Annotated in this window: 15 protein-coding genes; 5 read left to right on the forward strand and 10 right to left on the reverse strand. The window is 43.2% G+C overall.

The features are described 5' to 3' along the window. Nucleotides 1–51 precede the first annotated feature (51 nt). The 10 genes from DR864_RS12795 to DR864_RS12840 all read right to left on the reverse strand — a co-directional run bounded on the left by DR864_RS12795 (nt 52) and on the right by DR864_RS12840 (nt 13146). Nucleotides 52–1434 carry a RagB/SusD family nutrient uptake outer membrane protein gene (locus DR864_RS12795; RefSeq protein WP_229599573.1) on the reverse strand — a complete coding sequence of 461 codons (1383 nt, stop codon included), beginning with the start codon at nt 1432–1434 and terminating at the stop codon, nt 52–54. A gap of 12 nt (nt 1435–1446) precedes the next feature. Continuing rightward, nucleotides 1447–4461, reverse strand: a complete 3015-nt coding sequence (locus tag DR864_RS12800) for a SusC/RagA family TonB-linked outer membrane protein (protein ID WP_114067354.1) — start codon at nt 4459–4461, stop codon at nt 1447–1449. A gap of 261 nt (nt 4462–4722) precedes the next feature. Further along, on the reverse strand, nt 4723–5580 hold the full coding sequence (locus tag DR864_RS12805) for a sugar phosphate isomerase/epimerase family protein (RefSeq protein WP_114067355.1): 858 nt from the start codon (nt 5578–5580) through the stop codon (nt 4723–4725). Between the two features lie 66 nt (nt 5581–5646). Continuing rightward, entirely contained in the window at nt 5647–7356 is a 1710-nt protein-coding gene (locus DR864_RS12810) for a GMC oxidoreductase (protein WP_114067356.1), read from the reverse strand. 93 nt (nt 7357–7449) lie between these two features. Further along, entirely contained in the window at nt 7450–7968 is a 519-nt protein-coding gene (locus tag DR864_RS12815) for a gluconate 2-dehydrogenase subunit 3 family protein (protein ID WP_114067357.1), read from the reverse strand. 63 nt (nt 7969–8031) lie between these two features. Further along, nucleotides 8032–8802, reverse strand: a complete 771-nt coding sequence (locus tag DR864_RS12820) for a sialate O-acetylesterase (protein WP_114067358.1) — start codon at nt 8800–8802, stop codon at nt 8032–8034. Nucleotides 8803–8896: 94 nt separating this feature from the next. Then, the gene (locus DR864_RS12825; protein WP_114067359.1) at nt 8897–10336 is read right to left on the reverse strand and encodes a sulfatase family protein; all 1440 of its coding nucleotides are present in this window, start codon (nt 10334–10336) and stop codon (nt 8897–8899) included. Nucleotides 10337–10453: 117 nt separating this feature from the next. Next, a complete protein-coding gene (locus tag DR864_RS12830) occupies nt 10454–11335 on the reverse strand; it encodes a phosphatase domain-containing protein (RefSeq protein ID WP_114067360.1) in 882 nt (293 codons plus the stop codon). A gap of 3 nt (nt 11336–11338) precedes the next feature. Next, nucleotides 11339–12373, reverse strand: a complete 1035-nt coding sequence (locus DR864_RS12835; protein WP_162793773.1) for a T4 RnlA family RNA ligase — start codon at nt 12371–12373, stop codon at nt 11339–11341. Between the two features lie 305 nt (nt 12374–12678). After that, a complete protein-coding gene (locus tag DR864_RS12840; protein ID WP_114067362.1) occupies nt 12679–13146 on the reverse strand; it encodes a helix-turn-helix domain-containing protein in 468 nt (155 codons plus the stop codon). A 266-nt stretch (nt 13147–13412) separates the two neighbouring features. On the opposite strand from DR864_RS12840, the gene DR864_RS12845 reads away from it, so the two are divergent. From DR864_RS12845 to DR864_RS12865, 5 genes are all read left to right on the forward strand, one after another. Further along, nucleotides 13413–13625 carry a hypothetical protein gene (locus DR864_RS12845; protein ID WP_114067363.1) on the forward strand — a complete coding sequence of 71 codons (213 nt, stop codon included), beginning with the start codon at nt 13413–13415 and terminating at the stop codon, nt 13623–13625. 76 nt (nt 13626–13701) lie between these two features. Beyond that, nucleotides 13702–14955: a site-specific integrase gene (locus DR864_RS12850; protein WP_162793775.1), complete on the forward strand. Its 1254-nt coding sequence runs from the start codon at nt 13702–13704 to the stop codon at nt 14953–14955. 71 nt (nt 14956–15026) lie between these two features. After that, nucleotides 15027–16214 carry a VapE domain-containing protein gene (locus DR864_RS12855; RefSeq protein WP_114067365.1) on the forward strand — a complete coding sequence of 396 codons (1188 nt, stop codon included), beginning with the start codon at nt 15027–15029 and terminating at the stop codon, nt 16212–16214. 328 nt (nt 16215–16542) lie between these two features. Beyond that, nucleotides 16543–17442: a DUF8464 domain-containing protein gene (locus DR864_RS12860; protein WP_162793777.1), complete on the forward strand. Its 900-nt coding sequence runs from the start codon at nt 16543–16545 to the stop codon at nt 17440–17442. 53 nt (nt 17443–17495) lie between these two features. Beyond that, nucleotides 17496–17888, forward strand: coding sequence for a hypothetical protein (locus DR864_RS12865; RefSeq protein ID WP_114067367.1), 393 nt, complete (start codon nt 17496–17498; stop codon nt 17886–17888). Nucleotides 17889–17929: the final 41 nt, after the last annotated feature.

Genomic DNA, 17929 nt, shown 5'->3' on the forward strand with positions numbered 1-17929 from the left:
TCCCTGCCACTCGAAGTAGCAGGGATTTTTTAATTTTGGGCAACCCATAAATTACCGCGTTTTTACGTATTCATCCCAGTTGATTTCGGCCTGCGGGCGGGCCAATTGCCTGAAAATTGTACCACGGTCAATGGTGACATCTACGTTTGCGGCATTGAGGCGATCGTAGCGACGCAAATCTACCCAACGATGTCCCCAAGGCTCGGCCCAAAGCGAATAACGGCGTTGGAACAAGATTTCGTCAATAAGGGCGTCTTTGGTCGTAGCGCCCGTGTAGTTGCCAATACCCGCAACGGTACGAATACGGTTGATCGCCGCCACTGCCTCTGGGATTTTATTAAGCTGGGCGTTGGCCTCAGCAGCAATCAGCACCAACTCTTCATTGCGGAAAAACTTCACCTCAGAAGTGTTGAGGGCAAAACGGTTGTCTTGGTACAAACCCGCCAACGGCGTGCCATCAGATGTAACTGATACAGGGGCCGTCCGGCGGAAGAACTTCGCACGTACGCGGGCATCTCCCGCAACGGTATCACGTAATACCGACGGGTGCACCACCATCATGGTGCTTACGTTGGCATTTTTGACAAAAAATAGCGGGTTAAATGTATCAGGTGGCGCCCCGAAGGTATGGGCAGGCCCTGCCTCTAAACTACCAGTTGCACTATAAAAAGATGCGGCTACTGCATCCAGCGCCCCTTGCCAGTCCTGACGATATACAGCTAAGCGAGCTGCAATGGCACGGTTCAGTTGACGCAGTCCAGCAATAGTTCCGAAGCCATTTCCTGTGAAACCAGACGTCAAACGTAAAGGGAAATTTCCTGTGCCAGCACCGTTCAATTCGGTATTGCCTTCGTCCAAGATGCGTTTGATTTGTGTAAGAGACTCAGCCAGCGGTAAGAAAGGCCCTGGATTTTGAAGATCTTTGACATCAATTCGAATCCCATTGTCGTATTGCCCCATTGCCACAATCAGGTATTGGTACGCCATGAGGGTTTTGGCAAAGCCCGAAACCGCATTTTTCTCTTCGGTTGTAAAGGTATTGGTATTGTTAACGGCATCAATCACCGTCAAGGCCTGACGAATGGCAAAATAAGGTTGCTGATACGTATTCAAATACCCAAACATATTGGCTGTTGCCTGACGCCCATTCATGCCGAGCCAATCAGTTTGCCAACGAGGGTCAGAGGCGTTTAAGTACCAAAGCTCACGCCCCATTGTGCCGTACAGCATCGTCACGGTAAAGAGATAATCACGGTGACGTGATTCTAGCCCCGTCACCAAGTTTTGTACTTGGGTACGAGACGCATTTTGGCTCACACTTCCCAGCGAAGGGTTATTGGGATCGTTGGGCGTATCAAGGCTGAAAAAGTTACAAGAACTCATCATCAACAACAGCCCTGCAAAAATCGGAGTATATAAGTGTATTTTTTTCATGTCCGTAATGCATTAAAATTCAACAACTAAATGACCAAAAAAGCGACGCTGTGTAGGATAAGGAGCAATATCTACCCCAGATGCTACGGCTTGTAACCCAAATGTAGAAGTTTCGGGGTCATAGCCACGGTATTTGCTGAACGTCAATGGGTTTTGGCAAGAGAAGCCTACACGCACCCGTGATATTTTATTGTTGGACCACTTATTCAATGAAGTAGAGGGAACAGTGTAGTACAAGGCCGCCTCGCGCAAACGAAGATAAGTGGCATCTTGCACCCAGCGATCGGCACCATTGTGAGGAGCTAAACCACGCTGACGGCCATTTGGCACACCGTCGCCGTTATCGTCATCGTCCCAGTCAGGAGAGGTTCCGCCGCCATCCCATAAAAACTCGGTCAGGTTGATGTTATCCCCACCTTTTTTCCAGTGCCAAAGCATGTTGAAATCAAAGTTTTTGAAGAAGTTGATTTCATTGCTCCACGACATCTGAAAATCGGGCTGGTTGTCTCCCAAAATATACGCTCCTGTGCGCACACCTTCTGCGGCAGGCGTATCATTGGCATCACGCGCTGGGCGTGTACCCACGATGGTCGTCGGCGAAAAGCCCTCTTGGTACAGGAACGTTCCTAATGTTACCCCAAAAGCGCCTAAGTTATACGCAGGAATCCCCAACTTGGTGAGAAGAATGTCGTTTTTCCACCACAATACCCGCGAACTCCAACGAAATTTTTCTTTTTGGACAATTGCCCCGCCCAATGAAAGCTCTACGCCACGGTTTTGGAGTTGGGCTAAGTTAGTAGGTATTGTACTGATACCCACGGCAGGAGAAAGTTGCAAATTCTGGATATTGCTACGGGTTTGCTTATCGTAGTAAGTAGCTTCCAGTTGGATGCGATTATTAAACAACCCTAAATCCAATCCAAACTCCAACTCGCCCGCACGTTCAGGTTCGATGGTCGCATTTCCCGCCGCAGTGGTCACCACCGAGCCAAGCAATCCGCCAATATTGGCCGAGTTGAGCGGTGTAAATGTGGTTCCAAAACCCGGTACCCCAGCGGTTTGTCCATAAGCAACGCGGGGCTTGATTTGCGAGAAAACAGAAGCCAAGCTCGACGAGCGAACGAAGTCAAAGTTGGCTATGTTGATGGCCAAAGATGCTTTCGGAAAAGCCCAAAACTTGTCTGCATCGCCAATAAGGGTTGATTTGTCCCATCGTACACCTGCCGTAGCGATGATTTTATCATCCCAGTTGGCTTCTTGTTGAACAAACGCACCTACGTCGGTAATGGTCTGAAAACGTTGGTCGAAAATCTCTTGTACTGTTCCTTGACGTAAGTTGGTTTGCCCTCCTGCCAATCCGCGCGATCGGTTGAGCAAGCGGTCTTCGCGGAAGTTAAGCCGAACGGCGCCTGCCTGCGACGTAAGATTAACTTTTCCAATGTTCCAGTTATAAACCAACGCTGTTTGAAAGTTGGTATTCACGTTTTCGGTTTTCCCCCAAATCACATCGCCTGGGTTCCCTTGGGCGCGTTGAAACTGCAAATCTTCGGGAAGGTAAACAAACGTTGTTCCTTGGGTGTAGTCCAAACCTCCTTGGCCCACCAATTTCAGAAGTGATTTTTCTGACTTGTAAAGATTCGCCGTCAGGTTAAACGACTGAATAAATCGGTTGACATTGGTGTTGTTAATACCCCGGTCGGTCACTGCCACGGGATTTTCGGAGAAGTAAGGGTTGTCGGGATAGCGACCGCTTTCATCAGGGAAAAGGTTATAATAATTGGGTACGTAAGCGATGTTGTACCCAATACTCGCCCCTGAGTTATTTTGGTTTCCTGTAAAACCACGGTCGGAGTTGGTATTGATGTAGTTTGACCCTACGGATAAGGTAATATCGTTGGTCAGTTTATGGTCGATATTGGCCCGTAACGAATAGCGTTTAAAGCCCGTACGACGAACAATTCCTTTTTCATCGGTCAAGGCGCCCGAAATGAAAAACTTGGTTTTGTCATTGCCGCCCGAAATTCCCAAACGAGTGTTGGAAAGTGGCGCGGTGTTACCATAAAAATACTTTTCATAATCCCAGGTTTGGCCATTGGCTGCGCGGAAGCGGTCTAACTCCGTCTGCCGGCGAGCAGCGGCAAAAAAAGTATTGATTTTAGCTTCCGTCCAGTTGTCCACCCCAAACAAGCGTTGTGGCGTAGCAAATCCATAGTCTTGAGCAAACGATACTTTTGTTTTGCCTGCACTACCGCGTTTGGTGGTGATGATGATTACCCCAGCATTGGCCCGGGTACCGTAGATAGCCGCCGCCGATGGGCCTTTGAGTACTTCTACGTTTTCGATGTCGTTGGGGTTTAAGTCAGAAATACGGTTAGAGGCATCGTCTTGGGTTTCTGCCCCTGCGCCTGTGACAGAGGCACGACCCGAACGATTAACCCCATTGTTGGCATAGACTCCGTCAATAATATAAAGGGGTTGGGATGCTCCTACCAGCGATGAAATACCCCGCAACTGAATCGAAACCCCGCCTCCGGGAGCGCCACCGTTGGTGTTCATGTTGACCCCTGGCAGTTTTCCGTAAAATGCGTTGTCTACCGTTTGAATTTGAGTCGTTCCCATGAGGTCTTTAGCCGAAAGAGTTGCTACGGCGTTGGCTAAGTTGGAACGTTTGATGCTCGACGCCAAACCTGTTACAACGACTTCCTGAAGGTTTGAAACATCCTCGACAAGCGTTACATTAATGGTGCTGTTGTTGCCAACAGCCACCTCTTTCGATTGAAAACCAATGGAAGAAAAGACCAACGTTGCGTTGTTTTGACGGAGCGTAATTGAGTACGTTCCATCCGCCCCGCTGGTGGTGCCTATTGTTGTGCCTTTCACAACGACATTCGTTCCTGGGATAGGGGAGCCATCGGCGGATTTGACCGTTCCGCTGACTTGGTTTTGGGCAAAGGCAATTGCGGTTAGTAACCACATCCCCGTCGCAAAGACTAGCCTTGCCATCGAAAAATAGGTAAATTTTAACATGAATTTGACGATTTAGTTTATATTGAAATGGTTCAGTCAACTCAAAAACAAAAGCGGAGGCTTCAATGTTTTGAAACCAAGGTGGCTGTAAGCCAGAGAAGATTTTTACGCTGTTGCTAGAGAGTTGTTGAGGGCAATAATATTGAAATAATTCTATTCTTAAAAAAAAATCCCTAAAAATTGTTGCTATTTAGGGATACAATAAAACAAAAAAGAGGCTACCTCTTTTGAGACAGCCTCACTTAAAATCCATTTTTGAAATTATAAACTCTTCAAATACGCAATACTCTTAGGCACTTGCTCGTACCAAGTAGGGCTTTCGTCTTCGATAAAGTAGTGCTTAATGCCGATTTTCTTGGCTTCTCTGATTACGCCCGCTACGTCAACCTGCCCTGTGCCCAACACTACGTCGTTTATCAATGGCGTACCGCCGGTCAAATCTCCTTTTACGCCATTTCTGAGGTCTTTGAGGTGAATGAGCTTGAAGCGCTTTCCGTATTTTTTTAACAAACTAACGGGCTCAGCTCCACCGTGAAATGCCCAAAGAATGTCTAATTCAAAGGAAACATATTCGGGATTGGTGTTTTTGACAATGTAATCAAACAACGTTCCGTCTTCGTAGGGTTGGAACTCGTAGCCATGGTTGTGGTAGCAGAAAGTGATGCCGTTTTCTTTCAGCACTTTTCCGATCATGTTAAAATCATCCACGGCCTTTTTGGCTTCCTCAAAGGTAAAACCACCTTTGACTTTGTGTGGAATCCATGCGCACATAAGATAACTAGAACCTAACAATTTGGCCGTTTTAGCCGCTGCTGCGGGGTCTTTTACCAATTGTTCGTAGCCTCCGCCCGTTCCGGGAATTTTGATGCCGCGCTCTTCGCACATTTTTCTAAATTCTTCGGGGGTGGTGCCTTTGGCGGCGCCTCCTTCGAGTTCGGTGACACCCAACATTTTAAGCGTGTCGAGCGTGGCGGCTACGTCTTTAGGAAAACTGGCGCGGTAAGTGTACGCCTGCATTCCGATGGGGAATGTGTATAGTTTGCCTTTTTGGGCAAAAACCTCGCTGATGGTACTGAACAGCAAAAGGGCAAGGCTCAATAAAATAGTTGTTTTTTTCATTGTATTCATTTTGAGTTAGTTACTATTTTTAAAACCGCAGAGAAACGGAGTTACACAGAGTATCGGCTATAACTTTCGTTTTTTCAATTGCTTCACGGCGTAGTCTGCCGCGCGGGCGGTGATTGCCATATAGGTCAGAGACGGATTTTGAGTGCCAGTAGAAGTCATACAGGCACCGTCGGTCACGAACACGTTTTTGCAACTGTGTACTTGATTCCATTCGTTCAACATCGACGTTTTTGGGTCTTTGCCCATGCGAATACCGCCCATCTCGTGAATATCTGAACCTGGATTTGCGTGCGTATCCACGCCACGAATGTTCTTAAATCCCGCCAACGTAAACATTTCGTTGAGTTGTTCGAGGTAGTCTTTCACCATTTTGTCGTCGTTTTCCGTCCACTTCACCGACGTCACTAGTTGCGGAATTCCGTATTTATCTTTCAGATTGGCATCAAGGCGCACATAATTGCTTTCGATGGGAATCGTTTCACCCATCATCCACGCGCTGATGTTCCAATTGCCCAATTGTGGATGCAGAAGCGCGTCTTTGAGTTCTTCGCCGATTTCGGCCTGTCGCGTTAGGCGCCCCCGACCGCCACCGATGCCCGTGGCGTAGCCGCGCAGAAAATCACTTTCCTGTTTGTGGAGATTCCTAAAACGCGGAATGTAGGCATTGCTAGGGTTTTTGCCATCGGTCATTTTATCGTAGTAACCTTCGTATTCCGCGCTGATCCGTCCACGGTAATTGTGCCACGCGATGTATTTTCCCAGCGTGCCGCTGTCGTTGCCTAGGCCGTTGGGGAAACGGCTTGAAATGGAATTCAACAAAATCAAATTGCTGTTGAGCGCCGAGCCGTTGACAAAAATGATTTTAGCGTAAAATTCTATCACTTCCTTTGTAGTGGCATCCACAACTCTTACCCCCGAAGCCCTTCTTTTCTTCTCATCAAAAATAATGGAATGCACCACTGAATGCGGACGCAGGGTCATGTTGCCCGTTTTGGCCGCCCACGGTAAAGTAGATGCATTGCTACTGAAATAGCCACCGAACGGACAGCCACGGTTGCAGAGCGAACGGTGCTGACATTTGGCACGGCCTTGGTCGTAGTGGATTTGCTGCGGGTCGGTAATGTGCGCACAACGCCCCTGAATCACGTGGCGGTCTTTGTAATTTTTGGTGATGGCTTCCTGAAAATGTTTTTCAATGCAGCTCAATTCAATCGGCGGCAAAAACTCACCATCGGGCAATTCTGGCAAACCGTCTTTATTTCCCGAAATCCCAGCAAATTTTTCAACGTGACTGTACCAAGGCGCAATATCGGCGTAGCGAATAGGCCAATCGGTCGCAAATCCGTCGCGGGCGGGGCCTTCAAAATCAAAGTCCGACCAGCGTTGCGTTTGGCGCGCCCACAAAAGCGATTTGCCGCCCACGTGGTAGCCGCGCGTCCACTGAAACGGCTGTTCTTCCACAAACGGCTGTTCATCAGGCTTTATGGCCCAGTGTATGGTTTCTTCGCGCATGAAACTGGCGCGGCCTTTCGGGTACTGATTTCGTATTTCCAACGGCACTTGTCCACGATGCTCAAATTCCCACGGATGTTTATTGGCAGTTGGATAATCGGTTACGTGCTGTACGTCACGACCACGCTCCAAAACAAGGGTTTTCAGTCCTTTTTCGCACAGCTCCTTTGCTGCCCAACCGCCGCTGATTCCTGAACCAATCACGATGGCGTCGTATGTACGGTCTTTGATGGAATCTATATTAAGGTATGACATTGGAGTATTGAGAATAAGGGGTATTAAGGATAAAGTATTAGGTATTGAGTACGAACATTGGGGGTTCAGTAAAGAGAAAAATCTGAATACTCACTACTGAACTGGTACACACCCGTAGTAATGGCCTGGCGCTTGATTATATTTCAGGTATTTGGTCTGGACGTATTCAGAGGTAGTAAAACCAAGAATTGTCAGTGATTTTATAAGTGTCAAATAGTCTTTTTGCGTCTGGTCGGCCGACATCGCTACCTTACCCAAAATGTCTTTACGTTGAAGGGAGTTACAGTCTACAAAGGCCCGGAGATAACGGTCTTTGGCCATGGCATTGGTCTTTTCAAGACCTTTTTTGAGATTTTCTTGCACGTCTTTTTCGTAACAATCCAACAGCATTTTTTGGATAAAATCTGGTACGCCCAAGTCTTTGGCTCCGGGCGTATCGGTCGTTGGAATAATTGTATCCACCACCGAGACCAACATGGCTTCGTGCTCAAGCGAAAGATATGACGCCGACCTTTGGAGAGTGTTCAGGCTCCACGCTTCCGCCCAAGTGGGCAAAACGATGAATCCGCCTCCGGCCAAGGCGACATTTTTAAGAACTTCCCGTCGGTTCATGCGTCTTTAGAGTTGCTTTGTTAACTAATAACTTAAAGGGTTGATTTGCTATAATTTACTGATTTAAAAACGTTTCATGGCTTCCGCGTAGCGGCGGCCTAGTTCGCGGGCGGCGGGGGTGTCAAAATGCGTTTTATCTCCTTTCTCTCCCAACCCTGCGGCTTCAACGCAAGCCGTGTGTTTAACTTTTCTGGGTAATTGGCGAAGTTGCTCATTGATGTCTTTTGCTTCTGGAACACGATTCACGAAGAAATCGCCCAAGGTGCCAACCACAAACGGAACCTTACGGGCCGATAATTCTTTGCGAAAACGCTTGATGAGCGCCTCTAATTTTTGGGTATAACTTCCTACCAATGCAGGCTTGCTGTCGCTTTCGCCCTGGTGCCACAAAATCCCTTTCAATTTCCCCGCTGGTAGCGCTGCTTTTGCCCGACGAAGGGCGTCGTCGTAGGGATAACTTTTGGTTTGGTCGTGGTAGCCACCCGGCTGCCATGAGTCAATAGCCGAGCCACCCACAGCCGCTGGTATCAGACCAATGATGACCGATGTATCGGCTTCGGCCATTACGCGGGCAAATTCCAACCCTGGCCCAACGCCTGCTTCGGGTTTGTCGAAGTGCATGGGCGCAACGGCCGGCACCCACTGATTGTCTTTGTTAAGCATCCAAATACGGGGATGCGGCGTGCGGTCAGACTCTTCCACCTTGCCGCGCCCCGCCATGTTTGACTGACCAACGAGCAGATATAAATGCAGTTTTTTGCCTTTAAAATCAGGATTTTGGGCCACCGCTTTTAAAGAGAAAAGGACAAAAGCATAGATGAATAAGTGTTTCATAATGGATTGGTTTACTTTGCGTCTCTTGCGAAAATCCCTTGCGACCATTGCGGTTAAAAAATTATTTTTAACCGCAATGGTCGCAAGGAGGGAGTTAATCTTTAAAATATTTTTCCAAGACTTCTTTCGGTTGCCATTGGTCGGGTTTTCGTACAACGTTTTTGTAATCAAATACTTGTGATGAAATTTCCGAAGCCGTCAGCGGAAACGTATCACCGTATAGTTGCTGATGTTTCCTTAGGTCTTCCATCATTGTTTTTACCTTGGCGGTGTATTCGGGTTTTTGAGCCAAGTTATTGAGCTCGTACGGGTCGGTCTGTAAATCAAACAGTTGGACAAAATCGACTTTTGGATAACGAATCAACTTCCAACGTCGATCACGAATAGCGCGCTGCGAGAACGTGTAGGCCGTAAAAACTTGCTCGCGCACCGATTGGGTTTTGTTTTGAATAATTCCCGACAAATCTTTTCCTTCCAAGTCTTTGGGAGCGGCTACGTTGAGCATTTTACAGATTGTCGGAAACAGGTCGAACAGATAAACAAAAGCGTCACTTTTTTGATTTTTAGGAATTCCTTTTCCGCTCATAATCAGCGGTACTCTCATGCTGTGCTCATAAAGGTTTTGTTTGCCCAACAGGCCATGACTGCCCATCGCCAAGCCGTTGTCGGCCGCAAAAACAATGATGGTATTTTTGTCTAATCCTTTCTCTTTCAGCTTCGCCAGAATCTTTCCAATGGCTTCGTCTAAGTGCGTAATCATGGCATAATACTCCGTGAGCTGTGATTTGATAACCTCGGTGGTTCGCGGATAAGCGGCCAGCATCTCGTCGCGCACGGTCATATCGCTGCCAAAGTTGAAGGGGTGAGCGGGCATAAAGTTTGGCGGAAGTGGCGCCGTTCCGTAGCGTTTGAGATAATCGGGCAAAGGCGAGCGCGGGTCGTGCGGGGCCGTGAACGCTACATATGTGACAAAAGGCTTATTAAGCGTTTGTTTGTCTAAAAACTGAATGGCCGTTTCGGCAAAATGATCGGTAGAGAATCCTTTTTTGATGGGAGCCGTAAAGGTTCCGTCGGGTTTTAAATCACTCATCGGGGTTTGATAATGATCGGCCATTCCGCCGAGCATTACGTTTTTGGCTTCCATAAAACTCGCCGCTACGGCGGCGGGTTCGTTGTGCCATTTGCCCGTCATAAAAGTAGAATAGCCATTTTGGCGTAACAGCATCGGCCACGTAGTGACGCCATTTAGTTTGTCAGTTACTCTAAAAAACCCTTTCCCGCTCATCAACATCGCGCGGCTCGGCGCACAAACAGCCCCGTGATTGCCCCCCAAAATATGCGCCTCACTGAATAACATACCATTGCGCGCCAATTGGTCGAGATTGGGCGTTTGGACGTAAGGATTTCCGTAACAACCCAAGGCATCGGCGCGGAGATCGTCAGCGAAGAGAAAGAGAATGTTGGGTTTGGGAGATTGGGCGTAAACTGACTGATAAAGCAGAAAACAGAGTAATAAAGATACGTTCCGAATCATGGAGATGCCGTTGGTTTATTTCTACTTTTAAAAAGCATTTTTAGGCACCCAACTACTAAATGAAAGAACCTTATAGGGCCATAAAAAACTTATATACCCTTATAAGGTTCAAGGCTTTTAAAAATCCCCGTAGTTCACCTGCAAACACGGCAAGCCCAGCTCCAAGCGCCACAAATCCACGACTTGGTTACGGTCATCGAGCACGAACTGCACGAAATATTGCCCTTTTACATGCGCTTCGTAAAGCTCTTTTTTGACAACCGCATCTTTGCGCATATCTCCCGTCGCACGCATGTAGAGCGCGTGATAAAGGATATTGTTGTATTTCAACCAATTGAGCGTCGGCGTTCGTGCTTTCTCTTCTCGACCCGACATCAAAATAATTTTGACGCCCAAAGTGTAATAATTTTTGATGATTTCAGCAATGGGTTGGTTGAGATCATCCAATTCGCACGACATAGCATCGTAAGGGCTTCGGTTTCTCAAAATAGCCAACGTACCATCCAAATCACACAGAACAGCAGGCGGTAAACTTGTATCTTGGGGCTGATAATGCGGCCCGCGCTCATCGCCCAACACGTGGGTTTTGTACATGCGCAAAATCACGTCGCGGCCTACTTTTTTCTCCCGCACTTCATCCCGCGCCAAGCTTTCTTCCAGCGAAGTATTCATTTCTCGAATCTCAATTTTCACCTGCTCACCAGTGTCTTTGGTATATTTTTCCACCACCTGACGAATCCGCTCCACGGGACGATCCGATAAATTAGTATCATCAATAATGACGTGTTTTCCATCACGTAGGGCTTCTACCAACATCAAATCACGGACTCGCTCTACAAATTTCTCATTGTGTTTGGAATGCTCGCTGTTGTCGAGCATGGCACGGAGTTCGTCTTTGTTAAGCCGCTTGTACATGCCTTTATTTTCATCCAACAGTTGTCGGGCGAGGGTGGATTTTCCACTCGCAGGCAAGCCGCGTAGTAAGATTACTTTTTTCATTTTTTACACATCATAATTGGTAAACGGCTTCTGAAAAGTTGGCCGAATTTGTTTCCAGATAATTTCGTCATAGGGTTTTTGGTCAAACATTTTGAACAAAACCGCCGGATAACGACAGGTCTGAAAATACAGTGCCGTGTCTTTACGCGTTTCTAAAATTCGAAAATCAGCTTGGCAAATCGCTTCAATTTCTGCAAATTTCGCTAAAAGCTGCGCGTGGATTTCCTTAACCCAATCATAAAATTCATCGGGTACTTTTTCCAGAATCGGCGCTAGATCCTGCCCCGCTTTCAGATACTCCCAAATACTTACGTTAGACACCCCCGTCACAATTCGGTGGATGCGTTGGTACTCTTCAAATTTAACTTTCAAACGATAGCCGCTCCGAAACCGTACCACAAACCCTTCTTTGTTGTCCTCTTCCAAGGTTTTCAGCAAATGTAAATCATTCAGGCCGTCGTAGCGTTGGATGACGTCAAAGCCTGCATTTTCGGTCTGCCAATGCGGCGTCTCTACAATATCAATTCCCGTTTGGGTATCAATAACGGCCAGAAGTACTAATTTTCGCTCGGTTCCGTAGTCTACTACGATACGGTTTTCGGGATAAATGATTTCAAATAGATACGTTTGAGCCCGATCTAAATGCGGAATCACGTGGGCGTATTGCGTATGTAACATCTTAGTAGCTGCCTGCGCCTGCTCGCTTGTAAACGACCCACGAGAAGCGATAAACGGCTTATCCTCATACCAATACAAAATCCCTAACGAACCATCTAATTTTTCAAAGACTTCAAAAGACTCGTTGGGAATGGCTTGATTTTCCATTTCGCCCAAGTTGAAAAACTTCCCAAAAGGACGTGCTATAATGTTGTATTCCTCATCTAAAATCAAGCCCCGACACGCCAGTGTCAGTTCGTTCCAGACACGGTCGTATTGGGTTTTTGGGGTATAGTTGTAGATGTATAACGGTGCCGTTGGGTGCTTCTGCACCTTAATATAGTCCTCGGCAATGAGCTGTTGTAAGGCAGAGATATTCATCGCTGTGTTGGTTAACGATGTAAATAAGAATGTAATTGAGGAAGATTTGGGGATCAAGGCTAAAATTTGTGGAGCAACTAACAACAAAAAAGCACTTAACATTTCTGCTAAGTGCTTGATTTTTAGGGCTCCCGAGGCTGGAGGTAATTTTATTGAATAAAGCCCTAATAATCAAGCAATTAGACATTTTTAATTAGTATTGAGATAAGTTTGTATGATGTCACAAACAAATAGGAATACTTAAATTATTGTTAATCAAATAGTTAAATGCAAAATTAAAGACAACATTGTATCTATTTTTGTATCTATTCGCTGAAGTCTTTCTTTAATTTTTCAATATTTTGCTTTATCGATGTTTCTAAAATGCCTTCAGGGTCTATAATAGACTTTAAAATCAAGTTTAGTTCCTCGGGTGTTTTGCCGCTTTTTTCTATATATGAATTCCCGGTATTCAAAAAAAGCTTCATCAAAGCTTCCATTTGGATAGTCATTTTCCTTAGCTTCCCTAATTCTTCATCTTTTTGGATAAGCTTCTCATTTAGAACATTTACATCTTTTTCGGGATACTGTACATCTTCTGGAAAAAGTAGCTCCCTTAAAGTGACATCAAAAGCTTTTGCAATCTCTTCTAATTGTTCAATAGAAAGCTTTTTCCCCTTCTTTACCAGTCTGTTGTAGTTGGCCGCGTCAATATCTAACTTTTTAGACAAATCAAGTTTAGACAAAGATTTTTTTGTGCGTAAGTCTTCAATTCTTTCAGCTAAATCAATCATTGTATTATCAATTTTGATTACTCCACAAAGGTAATATTAAATATTGCAATACAGTAATTTCATGATATAACATCATACTACCTCATTCAATACGCATAATTTAACTTAGAAAGTACCTTTTTATACCACCCTTTACTTGCTTTCATTTACTCTTAAACACTTCCAAACACAGTACAATACTTTCATTTTTGATTATTTTTATCAGAATAATTGATTTTTATTTTCATATTTGATTACATTTGCAATCATTTATAATCAAATTAGATATGAACAGTAATCAAACTCCAGTACAAGATGCCTTAAACAAATACGAAAACCGTATTGGTGGCAAATTCAAACCTGATGAAAGGTTTTACGGTAAAGTGGGAATTAACCACAAACGTTTTGCCCAACTGGTAAGAGGTGAAAAACCATTATATGGATTTGAAGCCAAAAACCTTGCTTCTTTCTTCGAAGTACCCTTAGAAAACCTTATTTAACAAAAGCCCTGAACCGTCTGGCAACGGTCAGGGCTAACTTTTTCAATCCATGTTTAATCCGAAACACAAATTTACTATGTTAAAAGTACAAAAAATCTCTCAAAAGGACTCAAGGGAGAAACGTATTCAAAAGTTTTCTATACGCCCATTTGTTAGAGGCAGTCAACTTTATTTAAGATTGACTTATAACAAAAAGAACCTTTCATTTAGTACGGGCTTAAGTTGTCCTTCTTCAAAATTAGATGCAAAAACATTTTCTATTAAAGGCAACGAACAAACAACTATTTATCTTCAGCAGCTACGTACAGATATAGAAAGGGTAGTTGCTGACTTCAGATTGACAAAACGCCCTATTGATTTACGCGAACTGAAAAAAATAGCTGTATTAAAAGAGACAATCCATTCGACTACACCTACCCTTAACGCGTGTTTAGACATTTTTTTCAAGAATGATTTTGAATCTCTATCAGGTATAGATTACAAGGCAAAAACAGTTGAGAAGAAGCGCTATTTAGTTGAACGTATAAAACGATATGTTTTAGAGCACCATAAAAACCCATATCTGAAATTAACAGAACTAAAACCTGTCGATGGTCAAAATCTAGTTAATTTTTGTAAAAAGAACTTTGGACATGGTCATAATCACGCGGTACTTCATGCTGAATTTCTTAAACGGACTCTAAATTATGCCATTGCTAACGAGTGGATAGATAAAAACCCATTGGCATTCTTTCGACCTAAGCGCGAACGAAAGGAGGTAGAAGCCCTCAGTGAAGGCGAAATTTTAAATCTTCAGCAAACGGTTTTTCATGGTCATCAATACAACTATGTGAAAGACGTTTTTCTATTCTGCTGTTATACTGGGCTATCGTACATTGATGTAAGTCGATTAGATAATACATTCTTTGTCACTCTCAAAAACGGTGATAAGATGATAAAAATTGGACGTGGAAAAAATGAAAACCCTTGCATTATCCCTTTAGTACCGCAAGCACTGGAAATACTTGATAAATACGCTGAAAATGAAGATTGCTTGAGTCGAGAGCGTTTATTGCCTGTCTATGCGAATCAGGTTATGAATAGAATTTTAAAAGAAATTCAGGCCATCTGTCATATCAAGCTGAAACTTACAACCCACGTTGCCCGTAAAACTTGTGCTTCATACTTCATTGCTAACGGTGTACCTCTTACCAGTGTAGCAACAATGTTAGGTCATAAAAAAACCAGTACAACAGAGTTATACTACACCCAACGTACTGAAGAGGCCGTAATTCGTCATATACAAGAGTTTAAAGAGCGTAAAGGTTTAGACAATTCAAAAGCTGTCTAACAAAAAGCCGCATCCTTTATAGGATGTGGCTTTCTAATCATTTTTGATAATATTTTAATAAGTACAAAGTTATGAGTTCTGTAGAAAAAACAAAAACAGCAAATACTCCTATTATTCGGCGTATCCAAGACTTTATTTTCGCTGAATATGACTATCGACTCAACATTATTACAAACCACCTAGAACGAAGTCCTAAAAGTGCTTCTGAATGGGAATTTGTAAATGTCAGTGATATTGAAGTTGAGCTTTACGAATATGGGTTAAAGGGCTTTAAAGACCCTTTAAAAGCTCTATTAGGTTCAAAAGTAATTCCAAAATTTGACCCTTTTACGGAATATTTTACCAGTCTTCCAAATTGGGATAAATCACAACCAGATTATATAGAAAAGCTGTCAGGATTTGTAAGAACTGATGATGATTGGTGGTGGAAGCAAATGTTTAAGAAATGGGTTGTTAGAGTCGTAGGTCAAGCAACCGGCAAAATCCCTTTTAATAAGCAGTGCCTTACATTAGTGGGAAAACAAAATGATGGTAAAACAACTTTTTTAGACTTTCTAATTCCAAATGCTTTAAAAAAATATGCAAAGAAAGGCTTTGATTTTGGCAGTAAAGACGGCAAAATATCATTAGTGCAGAACTTTCTCATAAACCTTGACGAATTAGCATCTTTTGATAAAAAAGAGCTAAACAATGAGTTTAAAACGGTTCTTTCTGAAGGTATGGTTAAATACAGACCATTATTTCAAAATACAGAAGTTCCATTTGCCCGGCGAGCGAGTTTTGCAGCAAGTACAAACCAATTCGAGTTTTTGACAGATGAAACTGGCAACGTCCGTTGGCTTCCTTTTGTGGTTAGAGAAATCCTTCATGATTCTGGTGGATTAAATGGCTATGAAGCTAATAATGACATAGACTTATTTTGGTCTCAAGCCTATGCCCTACTAAACGATACTTCTTTTGAATGTAACATGACTAAAGATGATATCTCACATCAAGAAACATTGAATCGTAGATTTTTACGTACTACGACCGAAATGGAAGTTTTGGAGAAATATTATAAACCTTCTGACAAAGGAGTATTTGAAGCCGTATTCTTAACAGCTTCAGATATTGAAAATGAACTAAAAGCAAAAGTCAACCTAAGACTTCATCGCAATCAAATAGGGCGAGCACTTCAGATAATGGGATATAACCAAGAAAGTAACTACAACTCCCGCAAAGGATATACGGTAAAGGGCTACTTTGTTACTAGGCTCTAATATTAATTACTCGATTACTCGAATTAATATATATATCTCTTTATCAATGAATTACACCAATATCTTTCGAGTGAGTAAGTATTTTATTCATTCTACTGGAAACTCGAAATTATAAAAAGAAATAGAGTAAGTAAAAAATGTAAGTTACTCGAATCAGAAAGGATAATGCATTGATTTTCAGAGATTTTATTAAGTGAGTAGAACGAGTAAATAGATTTTGCCGCTAAAAGAAAAAGAAAAATCGTAGAGAGTTAAATAGTGTATTCTCCTAATAATGGAAATAAATGTCCAAGCTTTTAATCATTTTTTTATCATAAACTTTTCAACCATGCAAAACCGTATTTTTTTTGACAAAGAAACCATTGAACAGGCTAAAACTGTATCAATCCCTGTTTTTCTGCAAAGTATCGGCATAGAGCCATTAAAGACCGTTGGTAATGAATGGCTCTATCTTTCGCCTTTACGTAATGAGAAAACCGCTTCTTTTTATGTAAACACTTCCAAAAACTGTTTTACGGATTTTGGCGGCTCTGAACAAATGAAAGGGGATTCAATCCGATTAGTACAGATAGTTAATAACTGCCACTTCAAAGAAGCCGTAAAAGTACTTTTAGGATTAGCCCCTCAAACCATCTCTTTTTCTTTCAGCGGTCATAGTACCTCAACTAAAAACGGTCTTACTGTAGCCGCTGTAAAACCCCTTACTCATACTGCTTTAATAAAGTACGTACAAAGCAGGGGTATAGCTCTAAATTTGGCAAAAGCATATTTGAATGAAGTACACTATTTGAGCAACGACAAACCATACTTTGCCGTTGGATTTCGGAATGACAATGACGGCTTTGAACTCCGTAACAGTTTAGGGTTTAAGGGCAAAACAGCAAACGGTGTATCAACTTTTGATTTAGGTACTGATTCAATAGCAGTTTTTGAAGGTTTCTTTGACTTTCTTTCTGCCTTACAACACTACGACAAACAAGCCCCCTCTATCAGTACTATTGTGCTCAATACTACTAATAATCTAAAAGCAGTTTTACCGATACTCGCCCAATACCGCCAAATCAATACTTTTTTAGATAATGACAAAGCAGGACTACAAGCTTTAAAAACGCTGATAAATAGCTGTTTAAATGTCAAAAACTATGCGAGCTTACTGTACCCTAACCACAAAGATTTTAATGCTTATCTATGTGAAAACAGTAACGTAAACCGCCTAAAAACGGCTTAACCGCTAGGTAACTTAAAAGCAACTGATTTTGTAACCATTTATTAACTGATATTATGACCACTAAAAAAAAGTGTGCCGTATGTGGCAAACGATTTGAAGCAAAAAGAAGTGATACGTTGTATTGTTCGGCTCAATGCAAACAACACGCCCACTATAAACGAAGTGCGACGAAAGAAACCGACACTCCCCAAGAAGTTTTTTATATGGATGAGTACAACGAAGTAGAAAAAGTACAGAAAGAAATGGAGTTAATTACCTACTGTTTTTTACGTCGTAATCTTAACGCAGATGCCACCGTTGAGGAAATTTTAAGATACATTCAAAGTGTTTGGGATTATGGTCAATTATGGGAAAATTTTTGGGAAACAAAACCCTTTATTGAATACAGAAACAGATTCTTGAACGGAGAAGTCAAAATATTTTCTAAACGCCCTCAACCCCAATAAATGAAAACAGCCACATTATGTGGCTGTTTTCATTTATTGGG

This window comes from Runella rosea, from assembly GCF_003325355.1.
Lineage (GTDB): Bacteria > Bacteroidota > Bacteroidia > Cytophagales > Spirosomataceae > Runella > Runella rosea.